Source organism: Sphingobacterium paramultivorum (genome assembly GCF_014109745.1).
Classification (GTDB): Bacteria; Bacteroidota; Bacteroidia; order Sphingobacteriales; family Sphingobacteriaceae; genus Sphingobacterium; species Sphingobacterium paramultivorum.
In genome coordinates this window covers 3,372,220-3,391,715 of record NZ_CP058555.1, presented here as the reverse complement: position 1 = coordinate 3,391,715, position 19,496 = coordinate 3,372,220, and the positions used below count along the sequence as shown (strand labels likewise).

The 19,496-nt window shown below is 38.6% G+C and carries 21 protein-coding genes; 15 read left to right on the top strand and 6 right to left on the bottom strand.

Annotated elements, in window-relative coordinates; all coding sequences use genetic code 11:
* The 8 genes from HS960_RS14405 (at position 1) to HS960_RS14370 (ending at position 9,597) form a co-directional block, all read left to right on the top strand.
* Positions 1-777 carry a hypothetical protein gene (locus HS960_RS14405; protein ID WP_182329737.1) on the top strand — a complete coding sequence of 259 codons (777 nt, stop codon included), beginning with the start codon at positions 1-3 and terminating at the stop codon, positions 775-777.
* The gene (locus HS960_RS14400; protein ID WP_182329735.1) at positions 777-1,364 is read left to right on the top strand and encodes a hypothetical protein; all 588 of its coding nucleotides are present in this window, start codon (positions 777-779) and stop codon (positions 1,362-1,364) included. Before HS960_RS14405 ends, HS960_RS14400 begins: the two co-directional genes overlap by 1 nt.
* Before the next feature lie 266 nt (positions 1,365-1,630).
* Positions 1,631-2,617 (top strand): hypothetical protein, encoded by a 987-nt coding sequence (locus HS960_RS14395; RefSeq protein WP_182329733.1) that lies wholly within the window; start codon positions 1,631-1,633, stop codon positions 2,615-2,617.
* A gap of 10 nt (positions 2,618-2,627) precedes the next feature.
* The gene (locus HS960_RS14390) at positions 2,628-3,941 is read left to right on the top strand and encodes a TRAFAC clade GTPase domain-containing protein (RefSeq protein WP_182329731.1); all 1,314 of its coding nucleotides are present in this window, start codon (positions 2,628-2,630) and stop codon (positions 3,939-3,941) included.
* 9 nt (positions 3,942-3,950) lie between these two features.
* Entirely contained in the window at positions 3,951-5,348 is a 1,398-nt protein-coding gene (locus HS960_RS14385; RefSeq protein ID WP_182329729.1) for a hypothetical protein, read from the top strand.
* Positions 5,332-6,015, top strand: coding sequence for a hypothetical protein (locus tag HS960_RS14380; protein ID WP_182329727.1), 684 nt, complete (start codon positions 5,332-5,334; stop codon positions 6,013-6,015). The genes HS960_RS14385 and HS960_RS14380 overlap by 17 nt, the downstream gene beginning before the upstream one ends.
* A gap of 64 nt (positions 6,016-6,079) precedes the next feature.
* Positions 6,080-7,666, top strand: a complete 1,587-nt coding sequence (locus HS960_RS14375) for a hypothetical protein (RefSeq protein WP_182329725.1) — start codon at positions 6,080-6,082, stop codon at positions 7,664-7,666.
* 2 nt (positions 7,667-7,668) lie between these two features.
* Positions 7,669-9,597: a hypothetical protein gene (locus HS960_RS14370; protein WP_182329723.1), complete on the top strand. Its 1,929-nt coding sequence runs from the start codon at positions 7,669-7,671 to the stop codon at positions 9,595-9,597.
* A gap of 42 nt (positions 9,598-9,639) precedes the next feature.
* Here the strand turns inward: HS960_RS14370 and HS960_RS14365 are convergent, their stop codons facing one another.
* Together HS960_RS14365 and HS960_RS14360 are read right to left on the bottom strand one after the other, a co-directional pair.
* Positions 9,640-10,140, bottom strand: coding sequence for an SH3 domain-containing protein (locus HS960_RS14365; protein ID WP_182329722.1), 501 nt, complete (start codon positions 10,138-10,140; stop codon positions 9,640-9,642).
* Between the two features lie 2 nt (positions 10,141-10,142).
* Complete coding sequence (locus HS960_RS14360) at positions 10,143-10,685, bottom strand: thermonuclease family protein (protein ID WP_182329720.1); 543 nt, start codon at positions 10,683-10,685, stop codon at positions 10,143-10,145.
* A 373-nt stretch (positions 10,686-11,058) separates the two neighbouring features.
* Between HS960_RS14360 and HS960_RS14355 the strand changes: the two genes are divergently transcribed.
* Both HS960_RS14355 and HS960_RS14350 read left to right on the top strand, forming a co-directional pair.
* Positions 11,059-12,108: a type I restriction endonuclease gene (locus HS960_RS14355; protein ID WP_182329718.1), complete on the top strand. Its 1,050-nt coding sequence runs from the start codon at positions 11,059-11,061 to the stop codon at positions 12,106-12,108.
* Between the two features lie 74 nt (positions 12,109-12,182).
* The gene (locus tag HS960_RS14350; protein WP_182329716.1) at positions 12,183-12,602 is read left to right on the top strand and encodes a hypothetical protein; all 420 of its coding nucleotides are present in this window, start codon (positions 12,183-12,185) and stop codon (positions 12,600-12,602) included.
* 71 nt (positions 12,603-12,673) lie between these two features.
* On the opposite strand, the gene HS960_RS14345 is transcribed toward HS960_RS14350, so the two are convergent.
* Positions 12,674-13,489: a hypothetical protein gene (locus HS960_RS14345; protein ID WP_182329714.1), complete on the bottom strand. Its 816-nt coding sequence runs from the start codon at positions 13,487-13,489 to the stop codon at positions 12,674-12,676.
* Between the two features lie 280 nt (positions 13,490-13,769).
* On the opposite strand from HS960_RS14345, the gene HS960_RS14340 reads away from it, so the two are divergent.
* The 3 genes from HS960_RS14340 (at position 13,770) to HS960_RS14330 (ending at position 16,176) form a co-directional block, all read left to right on the top strand.
* Positions 13,770-14,216 carry a nuclear transport factor 2 family protein gene (locus HS960_RS14340; protein ID WP_182329712.1) on the top strand — a complete coding sequence of 149 codons (447 nt, stop codon included), beginning with the start codon at positions 13,770-13,772 and terminating at the stop codon, positions 14,214-14,216.
* 272 nt (positions 14,217-14,488) lie between these two features.
* Positions 14,489-15,643 (top strand): DUF4236 domain-containing protein, encoded by a 1,155-nt coding sequence (locus HS960_RS14335; RefSeq protein WP_182329710.1) that lies wholly within the window; start codon positions 14,489-14,491, stop codon positions 15,641-15,643.
* 29 nt (positions 15,644-15,672) lie between these two features.
* A complete protein-coding gene (locus HS960_RS14330; protein ID WP_182329708.1) occupies positions 15,673-16,176 on the top strand; it encodes a hypothetical protein in 504 nt (167 codons plus the stop codon).
* 76 nt (positions 16,177-16,252) lie between these two features.
* On the opposite strand, the gene HS960_RS14325 is transcribed toward HS960_RS14330, so the two are convergent.
* Genes HS960_RS14325 through HS960_RS14315 form a run of 3 tightly spaced genes read right to left on the bottom strand, consistent with a single transcriptional unit; the run spans position 16,253 to position 17,528 of the window.
* Positions 16,253-16,567, bottom strand: a complete 315-nt coding sequence (locus HS960_RS14325) for a hypothetical protein (RefSeq protein WP_182329706.1) — start codon at positions 16,565-16,567, stop codon at positions 16,253-16,255.
* A 54-nt stretch (positions 16,568-16,621) separates the two neighbouring features.
* Positions 16,622-16,930: a hypothetical protein gene (locus HS960_RS14320; protein ID WP_182329704.1), complete on the bottom strand. Its 309-nt coding sequence runs from the start codon at positions 16,928-16,930 to the stop codon at positions 16,622-16,624.
* Positions 16,931-16,979: 49 nt separating this feature from the next.
* Positions 16,980-17,528 (bottom strand): hypothetical protein, encoded by a 549-nt coding sequence (locus HS960_RS14315; protein WP_182329702.1) that lies wholly within the window; start codon positions 17,526-17,528, stop codon positions 16,980-16,982.
* A gap of 227 nt (positions 17,529-17,755) precedes the next feature.
* Here HS960_RS14315 and HS960_RS14310 point away from each other — a divergent pair, with 227 nt between their 5' ends.
* Positions 17,756-18,202: a nuclear transport factor 2 family protein gene (locus HS960_RS14310; protein ID WP_182329700.1), complete on the top strand. Its 447-nt coding sequence runs from the start codon at positions 17,756-17,758 to the stop codon at positions 18,200-18,202.
* A 565-nt stretch (positions 18,203-18,767) separates the two neighbouring features.
* On the top strand, positions 18,768-19,250 hold the full coding sequence (locus HS960_RS14305) for a CPBP family glutamic-type intramembrane protease (protein ID WP_182329698.1): 483 nt from the start codon (positions 18,768-18,770) through the stop codon (positions 19,248-19,250).
* Positions 19,251-19,496 lie beyond the last annotated feature (246 nt).

Sequence of the window (19,496 nt, the reverse complement as noted above, 5' to 3'; positions counted from 1 at the left end):
ATGCAAAAATTTCATTCAATAGCAACAGATAGGTACATTCCTTTATCGTTTGACAATGCTTACCTGTTTAATCAGTATGATAGAATCAGTAATTTCCTCGTCTTTAACTTGGATAAAAAGTATCGGAATTTTTTGGCTAAACCGGTCAAAAACAACTATGATATTGATTGGTACAGCATACATATGGGCCTTCAGCCGGTAGAGCATTCGTCTTATCGGGAATATGGTCTCAAACAATATTGGCTGGTCATGGAGGAACTTCAAAAACGTATCGAAGATCTTATGCGGAATAGAGACGCCAACGTACAGTATTGGGGGGCAATTCTTCAGACAGTTTTTAATCCAGAGGACAATCTTATTTTCACCAATGGGCAGGATATCTGCATCATCTGGGGCTGGAAGTTTGAGAATAACCAAAATCGGAAACCGCACCTTCTTGGTGATAGCTTTCAGGAGTCAATTAGTCCGGAGGATACCCCATTGCCACCACAGATTCCGGATATGGATCCCCCAATCGCTGATATTAGTGCACCAAAACAATCTCAAAACCTGGAGCCTGTACCTGCAATTGAACCCTCCATTTCATCGCCGGTTGCCCCCGGGGATTATTTTATGGCTGATGTCAAAGAAGAAAATGTTCGTGTAGAATCAGGCAGACAAGAAGGTTTTTTAGCCTTTCTAAAATATATAGCGGTGACTTACTGGTGGGTGTTGATTGTACTATTGGTATTGATCTGTTTTGTATTCTTTTTTAAATCTCTAATCCACAGATCGTAATGGAACATGTAAAAAACAAATCTTTCGCCAACAACTGGTGGCTATTTTATCCCCTATTGTTTCTGCTTATCGGTTTGCTTGTGTATGCCTTGCTATGGAATCCTGAGAATACGATAGAGGTGCTAAGACAGGAACTGAACGATTGCAGGGATAGCCATGCCGCTTCTTCTACAAGACCGGTTGATGGGGGCGACAATACCTTGCCTGGCAATATTGATTCGCTGCAAATAGGGGAACTTGATAAAAATCGGGCGCTGCCAGGGGACGACAAAAAAGTTGAAAATACGATCGTTAACTGTGATGCAAAGGTAGAGTCCGGTGGTCAGGGAGTCACCAAGACCAAGCATATCCTGGGCGATCAATCGGGACGCGTCATTTTGCAGTATGATACGAAAACAATTCCAGATGAGATCAAAGTGTATTACGATGGTAAACCTATTGCTCATACAGATGGACCTGTTTCTGGAGCCGGCCAGCTGGAATGGATTTATGAAGTTGCTCCTGGCAAACCCAAATATTGCTATGTGGAAGTTTCGGCACCAACACCCCGTACCGTTTGGGAGTACATTGTTAATTGTCCACTTTAATAAAGACCGATGAAACAGTCAAAATACCCCTTTTATTACTACCTGGTCCTGGTCTTTTTTGTATTGCTAAGCGTACTTTTTTGGATCTTTTGCCTTACTGCTGGCACCGCGGTAAGACGAGGCAAGGTCCTGGCGACGCCTACAAGATATAGACATACTACTGCTTCCATGGTGCAGACAACCTCCATGGCGCACTTAGATCCGCCGCCGGTGGGCCAGCCTAATCTTTAATATTTGAATCTAAAAGTAAAGAAAATTTAGCCTATATGAAACAAGAGAATTTTTTGTTTGTGGATGTGGTTTCATCCATTTTTCTGCTCATCCTGTTACTCTGTAATTTCTTTGGAATGCTCTATATGACAGAGGGTAACATGTTGCTGAGCCTAGCCGTCAGCCTGATTATTGTAGTCTGTTATTATTTTGTGTTGCAGCTGCTGAAACGGAATAAAGAGCGTATGCTCAATCAAGGGTATCTGAAGAGTACCGCCAGTTTGTTTTTTATTGTATTCGTTGTTTTTGGTTTGATTAGCTATGTCTTTATGATCCATTTGGTCAATATTGAGAAAAACAGCAGAAAGGCAATTCAGAAAGAAGCAGGTGAAAAAGTCTTGCTTGTGAAAGATTTAGCCATACAATACGATAAACGTGCAAATGAATCGATGCAGACTTTTGAGGCGCTGTTTAAAGGTAAGTTACAGGCCTATAAAAATCAACGAACAAATGTACTGCGCAATGAATTGGGAAATCCACCTTTTAACCTGCCCGAAGCCATATTGAACAGTCCGTCAGCAAGTATTGACGTGTCGGCGAGTACCAATGCCATATTGAATGCTTATCAAGTTAAATATAACAACAACCATAAGTTATTGGACAGTTTGGTATTCAAAAAAGCAGATAGTTATAATCAGATCTTTCAGCAATGGGATAGGCTTAGTTTGGCAACGAACTACGTTGGCCTGAACGATTTTGTTAAAAGTAGCGCAACGCTTGTGAATGAAAAAATCAAGGAGCTACCCGTTGACAATGAACCGATAAAAGTTACGATCAGTGAACGGAATTTGCCCTTGGACAGCCCGATTGCATTGGCGAAGATCTATTCGCCCGATTATCTCCTCCCACTGATTATTATACTGATTATGCATGCCTTTATTTTGATCCCCTACTTCACGTATCGGGTGCGCAAGTATAACAGTCCCCGCTTAAAGGACGCTGAAGCAGAAATTATTAATCGTGGTGGAACAATAGAACTTTAATACCTAAAAGATGGATAAGCATAAAAAACAAAATATTTTATCGAACTGCAATATGGTTCCATTGCCTGCCTTAGATCAAGCTATAGTGGGCGGATTTATCGCATTTGATGAATTGGAACAGCATGGTCTGACCAGGGACAAATTGAAAGAGTTGCAGCTTTTGGATGATAGTCGAAATGGCAAAATTGTTTTGCCACCTCCGATCCCAGGTTTGCCACCTATTGATGTCGAGCTGCCGCTGATGCCGCCAATGCCAGGAATGCCTCCGTTACCTACGATGACCAGTCCAAGTGCTCCGATTCAGACCAGTGAAACATTGCTGGAACAAATCAAGAACAATGAAATTTCTGCCGACGATATCAAAAAGCTTATCGGGGAGAAGAAACTGACGTTTGACTATCTTGAAAGTATTGGTGTCGAAAAGAGAGTGGTTCAGGCATTGAAATTCTATAGCAGTGCCTCTGCTATTACGATCTTTAAGCGAATTGAGGACCTGCCACCCATGGAAAGTGGACGGACAGATCTTTATATGGTGGGTATGCCATTTTCAGGTAAATCAACGATCTTGGCAAGTCTCATCAAACATTCCAATAAGCAGGGGATATTAATGCACGATAGCTATAATCCCGATGGGAATAAATATTTGGAAACCCTGAAGAGAAATTTAGATTACGGTGTATTGCCGATACGTACTGATAGTGCAAGTTACAACTATATCGCAACTTCATTTAAAGATCAAAAAGGTACGACCCATCCCTTCAATATTGTCGAGGTTCCGGGTGAAAATTATGTGAAGATCTTTAATCAGGGCTTTGACAATTCGGAGATCCCCCAATTTATCAATTACGTCAAAAGTAACAACAAAAAAATCCTGGTATTTATTATTGATGCATTATCTCACGATAAGCGTTTTGAAGATGAAAAGTTCTTCTCGGCATTAGATCAAAGCATCGCTTATACCAATATCATTTCCATTTTTAAGGACTCTAGGGTATTGGAGAATACCGATGCGGTATATTTTGTGGTCAATAAGTTTGATTATATCAAACAGACCAGATATCGCGATGACGATAGGGCAGAAAGTGAATTGGCCCTCGATTACATGAATCAGGAGTTCTTATCCCTTATCGAAAACTGCAAGACTGCACGGGAAAATTCCAGAAACCAGTTTAAGATCAAAATACTGCCCTTTTCAATTGGTGATCTTGTTTACGAAAAGATTGTGACTACGATCGAAGATAAATATCCGCAAGAACTGGTGAAGAATATGTTGGAAGATAGTTTTGTAGTAAAAGGCGGCGCATTTTGGAAAAGATTTTTTTAAGAAATATTTATGGAAAGTACACATTATAGAAATAGAGTGCATCTTATTATTGAACGTACTCTGAATGGTCTGGATTATGATTATGTCTCGGCCGGACTGAATAAAAATGAATTAGAAAAGTTACAGCTTTCATTTGATGAAACCAGTCAAGTCGGTCAGTTTAATGAGGGGTATTGCTATTCTATCAAGCGGACATCGCAGCATTTGATTTATTCGGTTATCAATACGAGTATGAAGGATAATGCAAAGCGTAATGGATTTTTTGCAGTGCGTTTGATTGTTAAGCACAATGAACTGCTGTCACGTGTCATGCAATATCTATTGCAGATCACTACACAGTTTATAAATCATATGAAGGACGGGAGTTTAAATAATCAAAACTACGATCTTATTCTAGAAGAGGCTGCAAAAGACATCAAACGAGTCAATTGCATTACACCGGTGATTGAATTGGATAAAACAATATATTATCAATTTTTGAATCTCACTTTGGATCAGAGTGATGCTTTCAACAATCCCAAATTGGTATATGCGAGCAAAGTCTATTTCCTGGACGAACAGTCAATACAAAATGAGGGCGTCGCTCAACAGTTCGGTTTTCAGTCGGCGCAAAACTTATTTGGAAAGGTTCGTAAGATTACATTTAATAATACCACTACAAATGGATTGCGTGTAAAGATCAACGAGCAAGAGATTAGTTTGGCGAAGGATCAATTTATCATCTGCAAAGATGGAGACCGTGTGCAATACAAGCTTATTTTTGATTCACGTTATAAGGACGTCAATATTTTCGAAGGAGAAGTGGAGGTGCGCCCCGAGGAACCCAGACCGCCGAAACCTTCAAACCAAGAGCCTGAACGAAGTTCGAATGGATTGGTATGGGCGTGGATTATTGGCCCAATCCTTGGAATTGCCATCGGTTATTGGGGAATTGGCCTCGTTATGAATTTTTTTGGAACGGGACAAAAAGCTACCGATACTGTTGTTGTAAAAGAGGAAATACCCGCCGAGAATTTTAACTTCAAAATCGATACTGCCAAGAGTAAGGCACTGTACCTCGAATTTAGCGATTCCACCTTGCAAGGTTACGTTTTTAATTACAAAGGAAAAGCTGAAGGCTGGAAGTTGTATAAAAAAGGAGAGGAGAAGAATACGAAAACTTTAACCAAAGCCGCGTTACGCTCTATTTTTCAGGATGAGGATCGTGTTCTTAATTTTTGTGATCAGCTTACCGCACAGATTCCAAGCGATATTCCGGAGGATAAGCCTGCCGCGACCAATTCAAGACCGATAGATAGCGGAGAGATCACCAGCGAAAAAAATAATAAAGTACAGCCGGAGAAGCCTGAAAAACAATCTAGCCAGCCAGCGAAAGGAGGGACCAAAGGCCATGAATCAAAAGTATAGGGGACTTTATTTTTTGGGAGCTACCCTAGGGGTTGGTTTACTGATTGTTGGTTCGATGAAGCTGATGAGTTCATCTCCAGCCCAGCATGGCGCTAGGAAGCAATCGGCTATCACAATGGCAAGTGGGCATAAAGTATTGGAAAATAAGATCAAGGAGCTTTCCGAGGACAATGTAAGTCCAGCACAATACAACAACTTGCTGATCGAGATCAATAATGCAGCTTCACAGAATCTGTTTAATAAAGCTATTCAGGACATGCTGCTTCAGCAGCTCAATGACAGATATACTCAACTGACCATCGACCGCAGTAATAAATTGCTTCGTTCGGACCCTGTTAAACAGGCAGAACTTAATATTCTGGTCGCTCATCTTGAAAGTACTTTTGGTCCTACGGCCGAGGTTTCAACGATCAAAAATAAAGTCAAAGCTTTGAATCATTATACGGAAGTCCTGCCACAACGTGTAAACTCATTGATCAATCAAGGCTTCGCGGAATTTGATGAGAGTGGGTATAGGGCTTTAATGAACGAACTGGAGCGGATGCCAAACCTAGATGCAAATCTCAAAAGAAAGAAATCTGTTCTTGCCGTTAGAAATACTGGCGTAAGCAAACTGCAACAATTTCATCGGAATTACGAAAACTGGAATTTGAACATGAATTTATAAAATTTGATCCTTCCGCTAAACAGTGGCTGTATCAAATAAAACCTACATAGATTAATCTATAGATATGAAATATTTGTTAACCCTTTTTTTAATGGGCCTGGTCTCTTTTTGCTTTGCGCAGGCGACCAACGATGAATTATTGGCCCAGGCCAAAGCACAAATGGATAACGGCTTGTATGAAGAGTCCATAAATACCCTAAATAAAATTCACGGCAAGACGAAAACAAAAGAATTCGTGGACTACTTTAAGACCGTAAATTATTTCAAATTACTGGATAATGGAGACTATCCATCTTTTGAGCTCATCAATAAGGTACGTAGCCAAGCCGCTCTGTTTTTGAAAAATTATTCAAAATCGCGCAACCAAGGTGATGTCAAAAGGATACTCGAAAAAATGGACGAGTATCCAAAGACACAGCAAAGTTATGACGATACCAAGAATCGAATCTTACAGGAGAAAAAGACCGAAAGGCAACAGACTTTACTTACAGCAATCAGGAAATCTTATGAGGTGCAAGATTATGCCCAGAGTTTAGCCGCCATTAAGGTTGCCAAAGAATCTGGATATGATGAGAGCCCTGTTCAGTTTTATAATTTTATGGTCAAGTACAAGCTATATGATCATAGCCCCTCGCAGACATACCATGAAGTAGAATCTATCGTTGCACTTGGAAATGCTATTTTAAGCAGTGACCATAATTCTCTGGCTAAGTTAAGTACGGCCGAAGTAGAAAAGATCAAAAATATTGTTGCCGGATTACCAAAATCGCTTGACGAGTTCAGAAAAAAAGAAGAGGATAAACGTACTGCTGCCTATGCCTTAGCGATGCAACGTAAATTTGATGCGATATCGGACAGCTACAATGCACAGGAGTATGGTAAAGTCATTTCAGCTACAAATGATTTTCCGGACAGATCCCGTGATAATCAAAAAGTGAGCTACTTTCAGGCTATGAGCCGTTACCAGCTGTTTAAACGAGAGGGAAACTACAGTTTTTCGGATCTATTGACGGTAAAGTCTGCTCTTGAAGGGTATATAACGAAGTTTAATGAGGAAGATTTGACCTCTAAAATTGAGGTATCTGCTGCCTTAGGAGATCTGCATAAAAATTATCCGACTTCGCAATACGCTTACGATGTGATGGTTAAACGGGAGGAGAAGAAGGAGCTGGCGGCACTGCGTCGGGCTAGAAGAAAGCTATTTACCAATATCGGCTACGAGTATGGAAAATTGGCACCAATTGGTCTACGATTTGAAACTGGTGGTGCATTTGTTGGATTCTTTGCGACGTTGCGTTATGGGCTGAAGTCAGATAACCAACTCGATTCTTATTACTTAAGCACTCGGTCGTCCCAACCCAATAAAACAGAGCTTATCGTAGGGCCAAATTTTAAGGTAGTCGATTGGTTGTTGTTGAACATCGGAGCAGGCTATGGAGTTTATTCCCATTTATTTCGTGATGATTACGCAGACCGAGAGGGCCATGGAAAAACCGGTTATATTGGCGGTTACGGCGGGGTGACTTTACGACTTAGTCGGTACGTAAATATCATAGGTGGTGCTTCCATGATGGCTATTGACAAACAGTTCTCTTCTAAAAAATTTACCCAGCCCGAATTTACCGGTGGTATTACTTTTAATATTCGATAAAAATGAATCCCAAAAACTTCAATATACGATATCTCTATTCCCTGTTTATGCTGATACTTCCATGGACATCTTGCGATGATAAAGACAAGTTTGATTTTAATCAGCATAATAAAATTGCGGTAACGACCTTACAGATGACCGGTGTAACCAAAAATGATGCTACGCTGAACGGACGTGTAAATACCAACAATGGAGAGACATTGACACAGGTTGGCATCTGCTATGCTACCCACCAAAAGCCAACAGTGAACAATGAAAAAGTGCTTAAGACAGGCGATCTGGATACAGGAGCGTTTACGCTATATGCTCAAAATTTAAAGCCGGCTACAACCTATTATTTTAGGGCTTTTGCAACCAATAAAAATGGTACTGCCTATGGCGATCCGTTGAGTTTTACTACGCAGAGTGGTTATGTTGCTAAATTGGAAACACAATCTGCAAGCAGTATCACGCGTATTACCGCCGAACTAGGCGGAAAGATTTCCGATGATGGCGGATACCCGGTGATCAGCAAAGGGGTTTGCTATAGCAATATATCATCGTTCCCGACGATTTCAAATGACAAGGTAAGTGTTGATACAGAGAGTACTTCATTTAAAGTTAATCTAACCAAATTAAAGGCGGGTACAATCTATTACGCGCGCGCTTATGCCACTTCATCTGTTGGAACAGGCTATGGGCAGGTGGTAAGTTTTACGACACTTCCGCCAATTGTCCCATCAGGAATATCGACCGCGGCGGTCAGTTCAGTTACTTACTCTTCAGCTTCTGTTGGTGGTACTGTTTTGGATGATAATGGATCGATTGTAACAGCTCGGGGTATATGCTACAGCAATTCCAATACTACGCCAAGTGTCAGTAGTGGGACAATTTTGAATATAGGTAGCGGAACCGGTAGCTTCTCTGGTCAATTGACGGGCTTGGTCGTAAATACAAGCTATTATGTACGCGCTTTTGCTACCAATAGCGCAGGTACGGCTTATGGGCCTGTGGTCAGTTTTAAAACTTCGATGCCAGACCTGCCAAGTAACGTTTCAACAGCTACCCCTTATAATGTGACTATGACTTCGGCATATACCGGGGGATATATTGGCTCCGCTGGCGGTGGAACTATTTCTGCCAAAGGGGTGGTTTATAGCAGCAGCAACTCATTACCTTCTTTAACCAATGGTACAAGGGTATCTGGTGGTTCAGGAACAGGTAATTTTTCACTTATACTTTCCGGATTGCAGCAAAATACAACTTATTACGTCCGATCTTACGCTACGAATGAGGCCGGCACGACTTATGGAAATGTGTACACGTTCAAAACATTGTTGCCAAGCCTACCATCAAGCCTGAGTACTTATGGAGCTGTCAGTATCACACCAGGCTCAGCTTATGTGTCGGGTTATATTGGCTCGGCTGGTGGAGGGATCATTTCTGCGAGTGGCATTGTTTATAGTAGCAGTACATCAAATCCCACTATTGGGAATAGTACATCAGTTACTTTAGGGAGTAGTATCGGAAGTATCGCAGCTACATTGACAGGGCTATCCGCAGGTACCAGTTATTACGCCAGGGTATATGCGACCAATGAAGCCGGAACTGCCTATGGCAATCTCATAAGCTTTACCACAACAAGATATACGGTACCCACCGGGGTGACAACCTATCAAGTCGGTAATACTGGGGGCACTTATGTTACCTTTAGCGGAGATATCGCTACAGACGGTGGTAGTACATTAACGGAGCGCGGTTTTGTATATTCCACGTCCAGTAATCCAACATTGTCCAGTGGAACAAAGACGACCGTATCGGGCAGTAGTGTCGGATATTTTAGTAAATCGGTCACAGGATTTAATAAGTATACGACTTATTACGTACGGGCTTATGCGACAAATGCCTATGGTACAACCTATGGCTCGAGCGCTGCTTTTTATACCTATTAAAAATAAAAGGGTAATCTGTTTGGAAGATTACCCTTTTATAGACTAATTGTTACTTAACCGTATTGCATCACTTTTAATAAATCCGATCAAGCCTTTGTCTGTTTTTACTTTGGCCCAATTTCCGATATTGGAAAGACATGTCAATTTTTGATTTCTATAGATCGTTGTCAATTTGGGGAAATCAGCTGCCGGTCCCTTAAGTAAATCCATCTTTTCCACGTTCAATACAACAGTTTTTAGGTAATAATCCTGATTTCCCGATGTGCCGTTGTCGGAGGGTTTAGGCGGCGTTTTTACAGACTTGTTTTTTTTCTCAATCTTAGGAGCCGATTTTTTGTGCATATCGAGATCACATACGCCGCAGGTACCGCCACTGTTGCAGTGCGCACATTTGCTGCAATTGCGACAGGCAGTGCAGTTGGCCGAGCCTGTGCAGCGGCCGACTGCATGTTCTGCAAAAGCAAACGTGTTTTTTGTGGTCTGTGCAGATGCAAAATGCGAAGTTAATGTTGCGGTCAATATCAATGTAATAGCTTTTATCATAATTATAAGCGGTTTTTCCAAAGTCCCAGTAGGTGATTTCGCGCATATTTTTGGGCCTCTACCAGACGTTGTTCATATTTAACATTCGGCGGAATGGTCATCAGTACGGCGTAGCCATCCTTCATAATCTTTTCGTTGACAAAGGTGCCATCAGTCAAATAGGCGTAAGCGAGTGTACGTCCATATTGATCTAATGGGTTGACATCAAATTCCAAGCGTACAGTTTGGTCCATAAGCAGTTTTTCTACATATTTCGAGGCCTCCTTTCCATAAGGTTGTTCCTTTTTATGAAAATAATTACGGGGTTCAGGAGCGTCAATTCCGATCAATCTTACCTTGATCTTTTTGCTTTCCCTGTTTACACACCAGAAAGTGTCTCCATCGGAAACCTTGGTGATCTGATATTCGCCTTCGGTTATACCCTTGTCATTCCTCAGGGTTCCACTTGTAAAGGCCGCGAACGGCTGCGTTTGTTTTTCCTTTTTGGGTTTACAAGCGAGAAAAAGAGTTGAAAAGAGACAGACATATAAAATGTTTTTGTTCATGATTTTACTATTTTATTTTCTTTTCCCTTTTCTTCTTTCGGCTGAGTTTCGGCACCTTTCACAACAATAAGATTTGCCGAACATTAGGGTGAGTACTTTCATTGTGAAGCCTTTGCCTTTATAACTTTTTTTCCCTTTACCAGGTTGGATCTCTTTGTTGCACCATGCGCATTGATCATACATGTTTAAGCTGTTTAATTGTGAATGAATAGGATGAATAACATGGTTCAAAATTAAAACTAAGATTTTCGGGTATTTATGGTTTCCCGTAAATAGTCCTCTTACCGAGTACCTACTTTTGACTATCAACAATAAAGAAATGTATTGCTGTTTTAGCAAAATCAAATAAGCCATTAATAAAAAATAAAAAACCATGGATTTTAAAGATGAGATTCGTCAATTTGCCAAGCGCGTTGACCGACTTTTACCACAGATCAAAACAGAGGAAGCCACAAAGACATCCTTAGTGATGCCGTTTTTGAAGATATTGGGATACGATGTATTTGACCCGTTTGAGGTACAACCAGAGTTTATTGCCGATATCGGTATCAAGAAAGGGGAGAAGGTTGACTATGCGATATTACGTGACGAAAAACCTGTTATATTAATTGAATGCAAACATTATGCTGATGGACTTGACCCCCACAATTCACAACTGTTCCGTTACTTCCATACCACAGAAGCTAAATTTGGATTGTTGACCAATGGCGTAGAGTATCGTTTTTATACTGATCTCGTGACACCAAATAAGATGGATGAAAAGCCATTTTTCGAGTTCAAGATCATGGACATCAAGGATAATGAAGTATCCGAATTACGCAAATTCCACAAAACAGAATTTGATCTCGAAAGCATTTCCAGCGTTGCGAGCGAATTAAAGTACTTTAACGAGTTGACTATTTTAGCGATGGGCGAGATGCAAAACCCAAGCGACGATTTCGTTCGTTTTTTTGCGAAGCAAGCCTATCCAAGTGTTGTTACAGCAAAGGTTTTGGAACAGTTTACGCCATTGGTAAAGCGCGTGTTCACACAGATAATCAATGATCAGATCGCCGAAAGACTAAAAAGCGCACTTAAAAAAGAAACCGAAGCCGAAGAAAAGAATACTACTATAACACCAGTAGAACCTGAGGCACTGATTGTCACAACTGAAGAAGAGATTGAAGGATACTTGATCATTAAATCTATTTTACGCAAGGAGATTGAAGTGGGACGTGTATTTATGCGTGATAATCAATCCTATTGTGGTATCCTGCTGGACGATAACAATCGCAAACCAATTTGTCGTTTTTATTTTACGCCCAATAGACTTCGTATCGGTTTGTTTGACAAAGATAAAAAGGAAGCTAAATATGATCTGGACTCACTGGATGATATTTACAAATACTCTGAGCAGATTGTTGATACAGTCGTTAACTACTGATTATCCTTATAATGATGCGCAGAAACCTTTAGAAACCGAATATATTTTAAAAGTTATTTTATTGCCTAGAAATTATGAAAAGATTAATTTTTCTCGCAACACCTTTTTTGTTACTGGTAGCGTGTGTAAAGCCTTCTAATGAAGAAAAGGCTAAAGCTCTAATCAAAGAATATATACTTAAGTATGCAAATGATCCTAAAAGTTATGAGGCTATTGAATTTGGATCTTTGGATTCATTGCAATCAATCGATATGATTGGGACCGGTGCTGAGTATTTTAATCTGCAAAATGAATTTTCAAAAAGTACTGATATGGAGGAAAGAAAAAGAATTATGATAAGGCAACGTAAAATATTAAAGGATCGGCAGGGATTTCAAATGATCCATCGGTACAGAGCAAGCAATGCATTTGGAGCAAAAGTGCTTTCAGATAATATTTTTTATTTCAATGCAGGTATGGATTCGGTACTCGTCGTAAGAAAACCTGGGGAATAGCGCTCGATAAGAAATAAAGGCTGCAATTTTGTAGCCTTTATTTTATGCTTTTAAGGAGCAGGACAATAATATTAGCCGTTTGGTTGTTCACCACCTAGCGCTTTGTAAGCTGTTAAGATATTTTGAAGAGCTTGCTTTTCTTTTTGAGTTATGGCTCTATCCTTATAGTATTGCTTACCTTCGTGACGTATCTTTGCGTTCTTAGATTTTATGATATCTTCTATCATTTTATATTTTTCCTGATCTACCGGTACGTCATACCATTCCCATATTTCGCCAGCGCCGTTATCTGTATTTATTTCACTATAGCTAGGGTTAATAGTATAAGTATCATTATCAGTTTTTATAATATATCTTTTAATAAAGAGCCAATCATCTGCAGTATAATTGATAGCAAGCTGTAACCAGGGTTTAGTGTCTTTTTTAGTTCCAAAATATAAATGAAAGCTATTAGAATTAGTGTATTGAGGAGTTGATTTGTCGGAATACCAGGTGATATTTCTTATGTCATCTGTTTTTTGTCTAAGGCTTTTTATTGCTTCATTTTTTGATCTTTCAGCCTGGACGATTGCTTTTTCCTTAAGTTCATTTTCTTTATTAATGTTAAATTCAACATCCTTTAATAATTCTTTCGCCTCTATGGCTTCCTTTGAATCGGGGTGTTTTTCTAATAAAGAATTTAGTTCTGATTTTGCATTTTCAAACGATTTTCCTGTAATCATCCTTTTAGCATTGGATAACAAGTTCGCTGAACCAAATTTAAATTCATTTAATTCTGATTTTAAACTCTGATTTTCGGATTTGAGTTTTTCATATTCATCTTGAGAAATGCCATTGCAGCTGTAGGCGGTTAGTACAATGGCTATCGTAAAAAATCTCTTTATCATATTGCTGTTTTTTTATTCAAAAATATCTCATCGATAAAGCGAATAAAAAAGGGAAACCGTAAAGTTGATGTGGCGTTCGAAAACGTTATCATAGGTTCTAAAAGGAAGAGATAGGGTTATAGCGGTACGGCAATTAGAACTTTCGCCTCCTTGTTCCCACCATTCACCGAGTTTTACCGATCGTTGGTCTAAAGCCCGTAGGATAGGGACGTATTGTGTTGTAGTTTTGAGTCAACAAATAAGAACAGATAAAAAACTAACAATATAAAATAAAGACATTATGAAAACGCTAGTAAAAACATTTGCAGCAGCAGCTTTAATCGCAGTATCTACATTCGCTATGGCAGCTGAAGGACCTGGAGCAAAAGCAACAAAAGCAAACGTTAACCTTTCCACAGCAGACTTGGCTTTGGATCATTATGTTGCGGTAACGACTGAGGGCGAATCAGCAGGTGTAGAGCAGTTATTTGCAGCTGATTTTAATCAAAAGATCCAAGCTTCCAATGCACAGTCTAATAGCCGCAGCGAAGTGGTTAAATCCCTGAAAAAACAAAAAGGCGAAAAGCTAAACTGTACAGTGAGAACCGATATCATCGAGGAATCAGCAGAATATATGGTGGCTAAAGTGACTTTGAAATTTGAAAACTTCACCAAGACTGATCTGGTTACTTTGGAACGTGTAGGTAATGACTGGAAAGTATCCAAATCGATCAATTCATATAAATAGGAGCGATTTCAAATGAATATATATGTTGTAGTGCCACATCGAGAGATGTGGCTTTTTGCTTTGTAAATAGGAATGTTCCCTTTTCAATTAATTATTCAATGCTAGTAGATCTAAATAAAATTTTTCTACGAATGCTTGGAATATATTTTCTCAAACCTGCATACACTCACATAGTTAAGTATATATATTACGGAAAACCGTAAAAATCAATGTTTTGCATCTCTTTACTTTGTCGAAGTTATAGATCAATAAGAATTTAATTTCATAAGGTAATGGCTTGGAACTTTAGAAGAAGAATGAAGATTGTGCCAGGGGTACATCTGAATTTTAGCAAGAGCGGTATTTCTACATCAATAGGTGTAAAAGGAGTAAATATGACCTTTGGTACCAATGGTACTTATTTAAACACAGGAATACCGGCATTGAAAATTTACAATAGGCAGAAAGTAAATGGTGGAGGTCCCACACCTTCTTCTCCCGTTGTGCTTGATACTCCGCCTGCGACACTGCCATATGTAGCTCCGGTGGAACCACAAAATCGAGGTAATATTTTTAGCGCCGACATCCATGAGATCACGAGCCAGGATATGGCGGGCATAAAAGAGGCAATTTTACTCGCGAGAGAGCAACGTCTATCATTGGAGAAAGATCTTATTGAAATTAATGCAGCGATCAAATCCACAAAGAACAAAAAGCTAATGAGCTACCTTTTGCTTTATGGATTGATCAATAAATCAATACCGGCGCGGATGAATGAAGATCTTAATGCGCAGGAAGAAGCTATCAAGCAGACAAACGAGCAAATAGAGGCCTCTTATGTTGATTTACAAGTTGATTTTGACCTTGAGTTAAAACAAAAATATGACCTCTTGGTCTCAAGTTTTATCAACTTAGCGAAAAGTCAGAAAATATGGGATGTGACAAGTGCTCATTATGAGGATCGTGCCATTACTCGATCGTCGGCCAGCACCGTTGTAAGCAGAACCGATGTTCGATTTGGATTGAAGTCGATCCCTGAATTTAAATCCGATATAAAGGCATTGTATTTCCAGAATGCGAATGGTGCAGATCTCTACATCTATCCAAGTTTTATCGTTATGTACAGCAGATCCAAAGAGTTTGCTATTATCGGTTTGGACGAAATTAGCTTACAACAACATGCGGTAAGATTTACGGAGACGCAGGGGGTGCCAGCAGATTCAAAGACTATTGATATGACCTGGGCTAAGGTTAATAAGGATGGGAGCAGGGATAAACGGTTTACCGGTAATTATCAGATCCCAGTAGTACGCTATGGCGAGATTAAATTAAGAACTGTCACTGGGGTTAATGAAGAATATGAGTTCAGTAATTATGAAGCAACCGAGGCATTTGCAAATGCTTTTACAGAATATCAGCGTTCGGTAAGTCAACTCGTCCAATGCTAGGAAAATTTAAACTTTAAAAAACTAATAACATGCAACAAGAAAGGCAACGCGGCAATGCCGAGAGTTTCTCAAGGAAATCGGGAACTCTAATGAGTAAACAGTTTCTTCCCATTGGAGAAGTCAAATCTGTAAAGATCCAAGTCGTACAGTACAAGGATTTAATTAATGAAAATAAGGAACAGGCGATTCGTTTTGAATACGAATACTACGATAGTTATTTAGATCAGACGGAAACCAAGCTTGGTTCATTGGATAAGGATGAGCTAGAAGGACTTATAAAATCCATTAATATTATGAGAACGGTCGTTTTTAATTCATTTCCTGAACACTATACTGAAGTAGGTTTTGTCAGTAGAACTGGATTTAAGGCTGGATGTTATTCTATGCCCGGAGATTGGAAATTCTATTTGCAGTTAGATCAATATGATGACCGGTCTTACATTTGGCTCACTAAAGAGGATTCAGCGACAATTTTAAATATTTTAGATCAATCTAACGAAAGGTTACTAATGCTAGGTAACAACGTTAATTAGTCATTGTTTTTTTTCATACAGAGTTAATAATATGAAACTCTGTATGAAACATTTTTAAATTAGCGGTGGTCATCTTTTAGATATATTGGTTGATTTCATTGACTAGCTCGATCAATGGAGATTTAATTCTTTTATTCCCTAACTGTGCATAGGATAAAATATTGATGGTAGTGACGTCAAAAGCTATACAAAAATTGGTAGCCACTTCAAAACTGTCCGAATAGTTTAGCTCTAGATAACGGTACAGTATGTCTGTAATCATTGAAAGTTCATCTTGCGTAAAACCATCTAATTTAGCGACAAACCATATCGCGCCAATTTTTTTCACGCCATTATCTTCAAAAAGAAAAACGTGATTTGGTTTCGCGTATAATGGTAGTTTTTTTAACACAACAATAGATTGTTTTTTTGATCGCTTTTGAAATTGAAACTTTTTTGGCTTTAACTAGGCAAAGTCGAATTCTTCAAATTTTTGAAGGATATGAATGTTTCTTTGAAACATGTTTTTGGTTATTTTAGCATCGCTGTTTTCAATTTTCTCTAGTAGTTTGTCAATCTTTTCAACTATTTCAGTATTGTTGCCTGCAGCAAATGCTCTGCTAATACAGCTTACAGCTGATGTCCAATAGTCGCCACCACTCTCAGACTTTTCAGGTTTTATCTTAGGCTTTTTTAGTTTTTCTACTAATGTCCGGCGCCCTTTGGGGCTCTTTCTATTAAACTCGACCAAATGGGAAATCGTTATTTTATCCATGAGTATTAGATTTTAATTGTATGAACTGTTATTTTTATAGTAGTCTGGTTTACTTTTTAAGCTCGTCCATTTTACTTTTTGCATTCGCAAAAGCTGTTTCTATGGTCTCACTTTGGTCAATGAATAATGTAGCGTCAGATCCATATTGTTCAAGCTTAATATACCAAGTCGCTTTTCCTTTACTTACGAAGTAGCCAACTTGAAATCCGTCGACAGTGATAAATTTATTCTCTAGATAATCTGGATTTGAAGCAATGTCATTGTCTACCTGGTCTTTTAATGCAGTAAGTGCTTTTAATATTTCAATTAGATCACTGTATTCAATGGAGGCCACCTTGTCACCATATTGTCCTTGTTTTTCGATCTGATAAAAGTACCCTATGGCGCTGCCACTTATTATCTTACGAATTTTTGTTTCACAAGAATTGTATGTCGTTTTTAGTTTTGGAAGTTTTGTCTCTACCAACTTGGTAATAGTGCCCGTTTTCGAGACAAAAAGATCCATTTTTGTTTTTTCAGCTTCTTTCTTTGTTTCTTGTGCCTGGCTCGTTGCCAACATGCTAACGAATGTAATCGGAATTAGTAATTGTTTAATCATGAGTACCTTAAGTGTTTGGCTGAACAAATTTACCGCGCATTTAAGTTGCTATGCTACGGGAAACCATAACCTGAATAAGAAATAGATAAATATTTCACCTACCCATTCCCGCCATTTACCGAGTTTTCTTGATCGTTGGTCTAAAGCCCACAGGCTAGGGGCCTATTGTGTTGTAGTTTTGAGTCAACAAATAAGAACTAAAGACTAACACAATAAAAAAAGACATTATGAAAACTCTAGTAAAAACATTCGTAGCAGCAGCTTTAATCGCCGTATCAACTTTCGCTATGGCTGCTGAAGGACCAGGTTCCAAATCAGCAAAAGCAAACGTTAACCTTTCTACAGCAGACTTTGCCCTTGAGCATTATGTTGCAGTGACGACAGAAGGTGAATCTGCAGGCGTAGAGCAGTTATTTGCGGCTGATTTTAATCAAAAGATCCAAGCAACCAATGTGCAGTCTAACAGCCGTAGCGAAGTGGTTAAATCTTTGAAGAAACAAAACGGAGAAAAGCTGAATTGTGTAGTAAGCACAGACATCTTAGAAGAATCGGCAGACTATATGGTAGCTAAAGTCACGTTGAAATTTGAGAACTTCACCAAAACAGATCTAGTTACTTTGGAGCGTGCGGGCAATGACTGGAAAGTATCCAAATCGATCAATTTTTATAAATAGGAGCCATCCCTTACAAATATATATGTTGTGAAGCCATGTCGTGAGATGTGGCTTTTTTACGTCAAAAGGGCCTGATTCTCATCAGACCCTTTCTCTTAGCGTTTATTTGTACAGTAATTTTTATGTTTCTTATCGTTTCCTCTTTTTTGTTTCGTCATCCAATGTTTTTAAAGACTATTGGATTTTCACTGTACGACGCCAATTTTATGTTGAACCTTTCTTTCAAAAGGTAGCTTGTAGCCGTTTTGTATTGTAAGAACAATAGTCATTTCTAAATAGTTTTATTGGAGTAAATTCAAAGTTTAAAAAAAATGAATAAATTAGATTTGAAAAGTTTTGATGCTCAAGACTTGAGTGTTAATGAAATGTCGACAATCGATGGTGGAAGATTTATTGGCGACTTTTTTTTAAACTAAAGTTGCAGATCTTATTGTAGACTCTATTGGATATAGTATGAATAATCCTGAGCCGGGCTGGAATTCCACATCTTTTGGTCACTACGGAGGAGCTAGACCCTAGTATTAGATAAGGAGACGCCGTTCTCCTTATGAAAAAAATATTATAGATGCCGAAATATATAAATCGATTATTGAAGTTACCTGTAACTTATTTATATGTTGTGATGATAATTGCTTATGTGATTATTGATGTTTTGTGTAATTTAGTTCTCATTGACGTGCTCAAGTTAGCGTCTGTGTCAAACGAAGTGGTTCGTGGCCAAGGGATTTTAAAAATTTTCCTATATGCAATAATTTTAGGTCCTTTTTTTGAGACATTATTATTCCAATTTATTCCTATAAAACTCCTGTCTACATATACTTTTTTTAAACAAAGGAAATTATTGATGGCTTTAATTTCTGCCCTTACTTTTGCTTTGACTCATATGTATAGTTTATATTATTTTATTTTAAGTTTCCTTATGGGAATAGTTTTTGTTTTTTTCTTTTTCATCACGGAGTTTAAGAAGAAGGGGACTGGTCTTTGGCATACTATATTCTTACATGCTATTATCAATTTAATGGTATTCTTAAATAAGTATTTTATATAATTTTTCAGGCTTTCTATCTTGTGCTTTATCCTTCTGTAGTGGTTCGAGCATTTAATAAAGACTTTAATATCATTAAAAATATACAATTCAAAGCATCAGACAGTACATTTATTTTCATAAGATTGTTTCCATGATCTTTTGAATTGGTAACTTTTTTCGATAATTATTTCATCTACAAATAAATACTTTGTTGCAAAATTTAAAAAGGGCATAACTTAGCCATAAGTTTCCATTCACATCCCCATT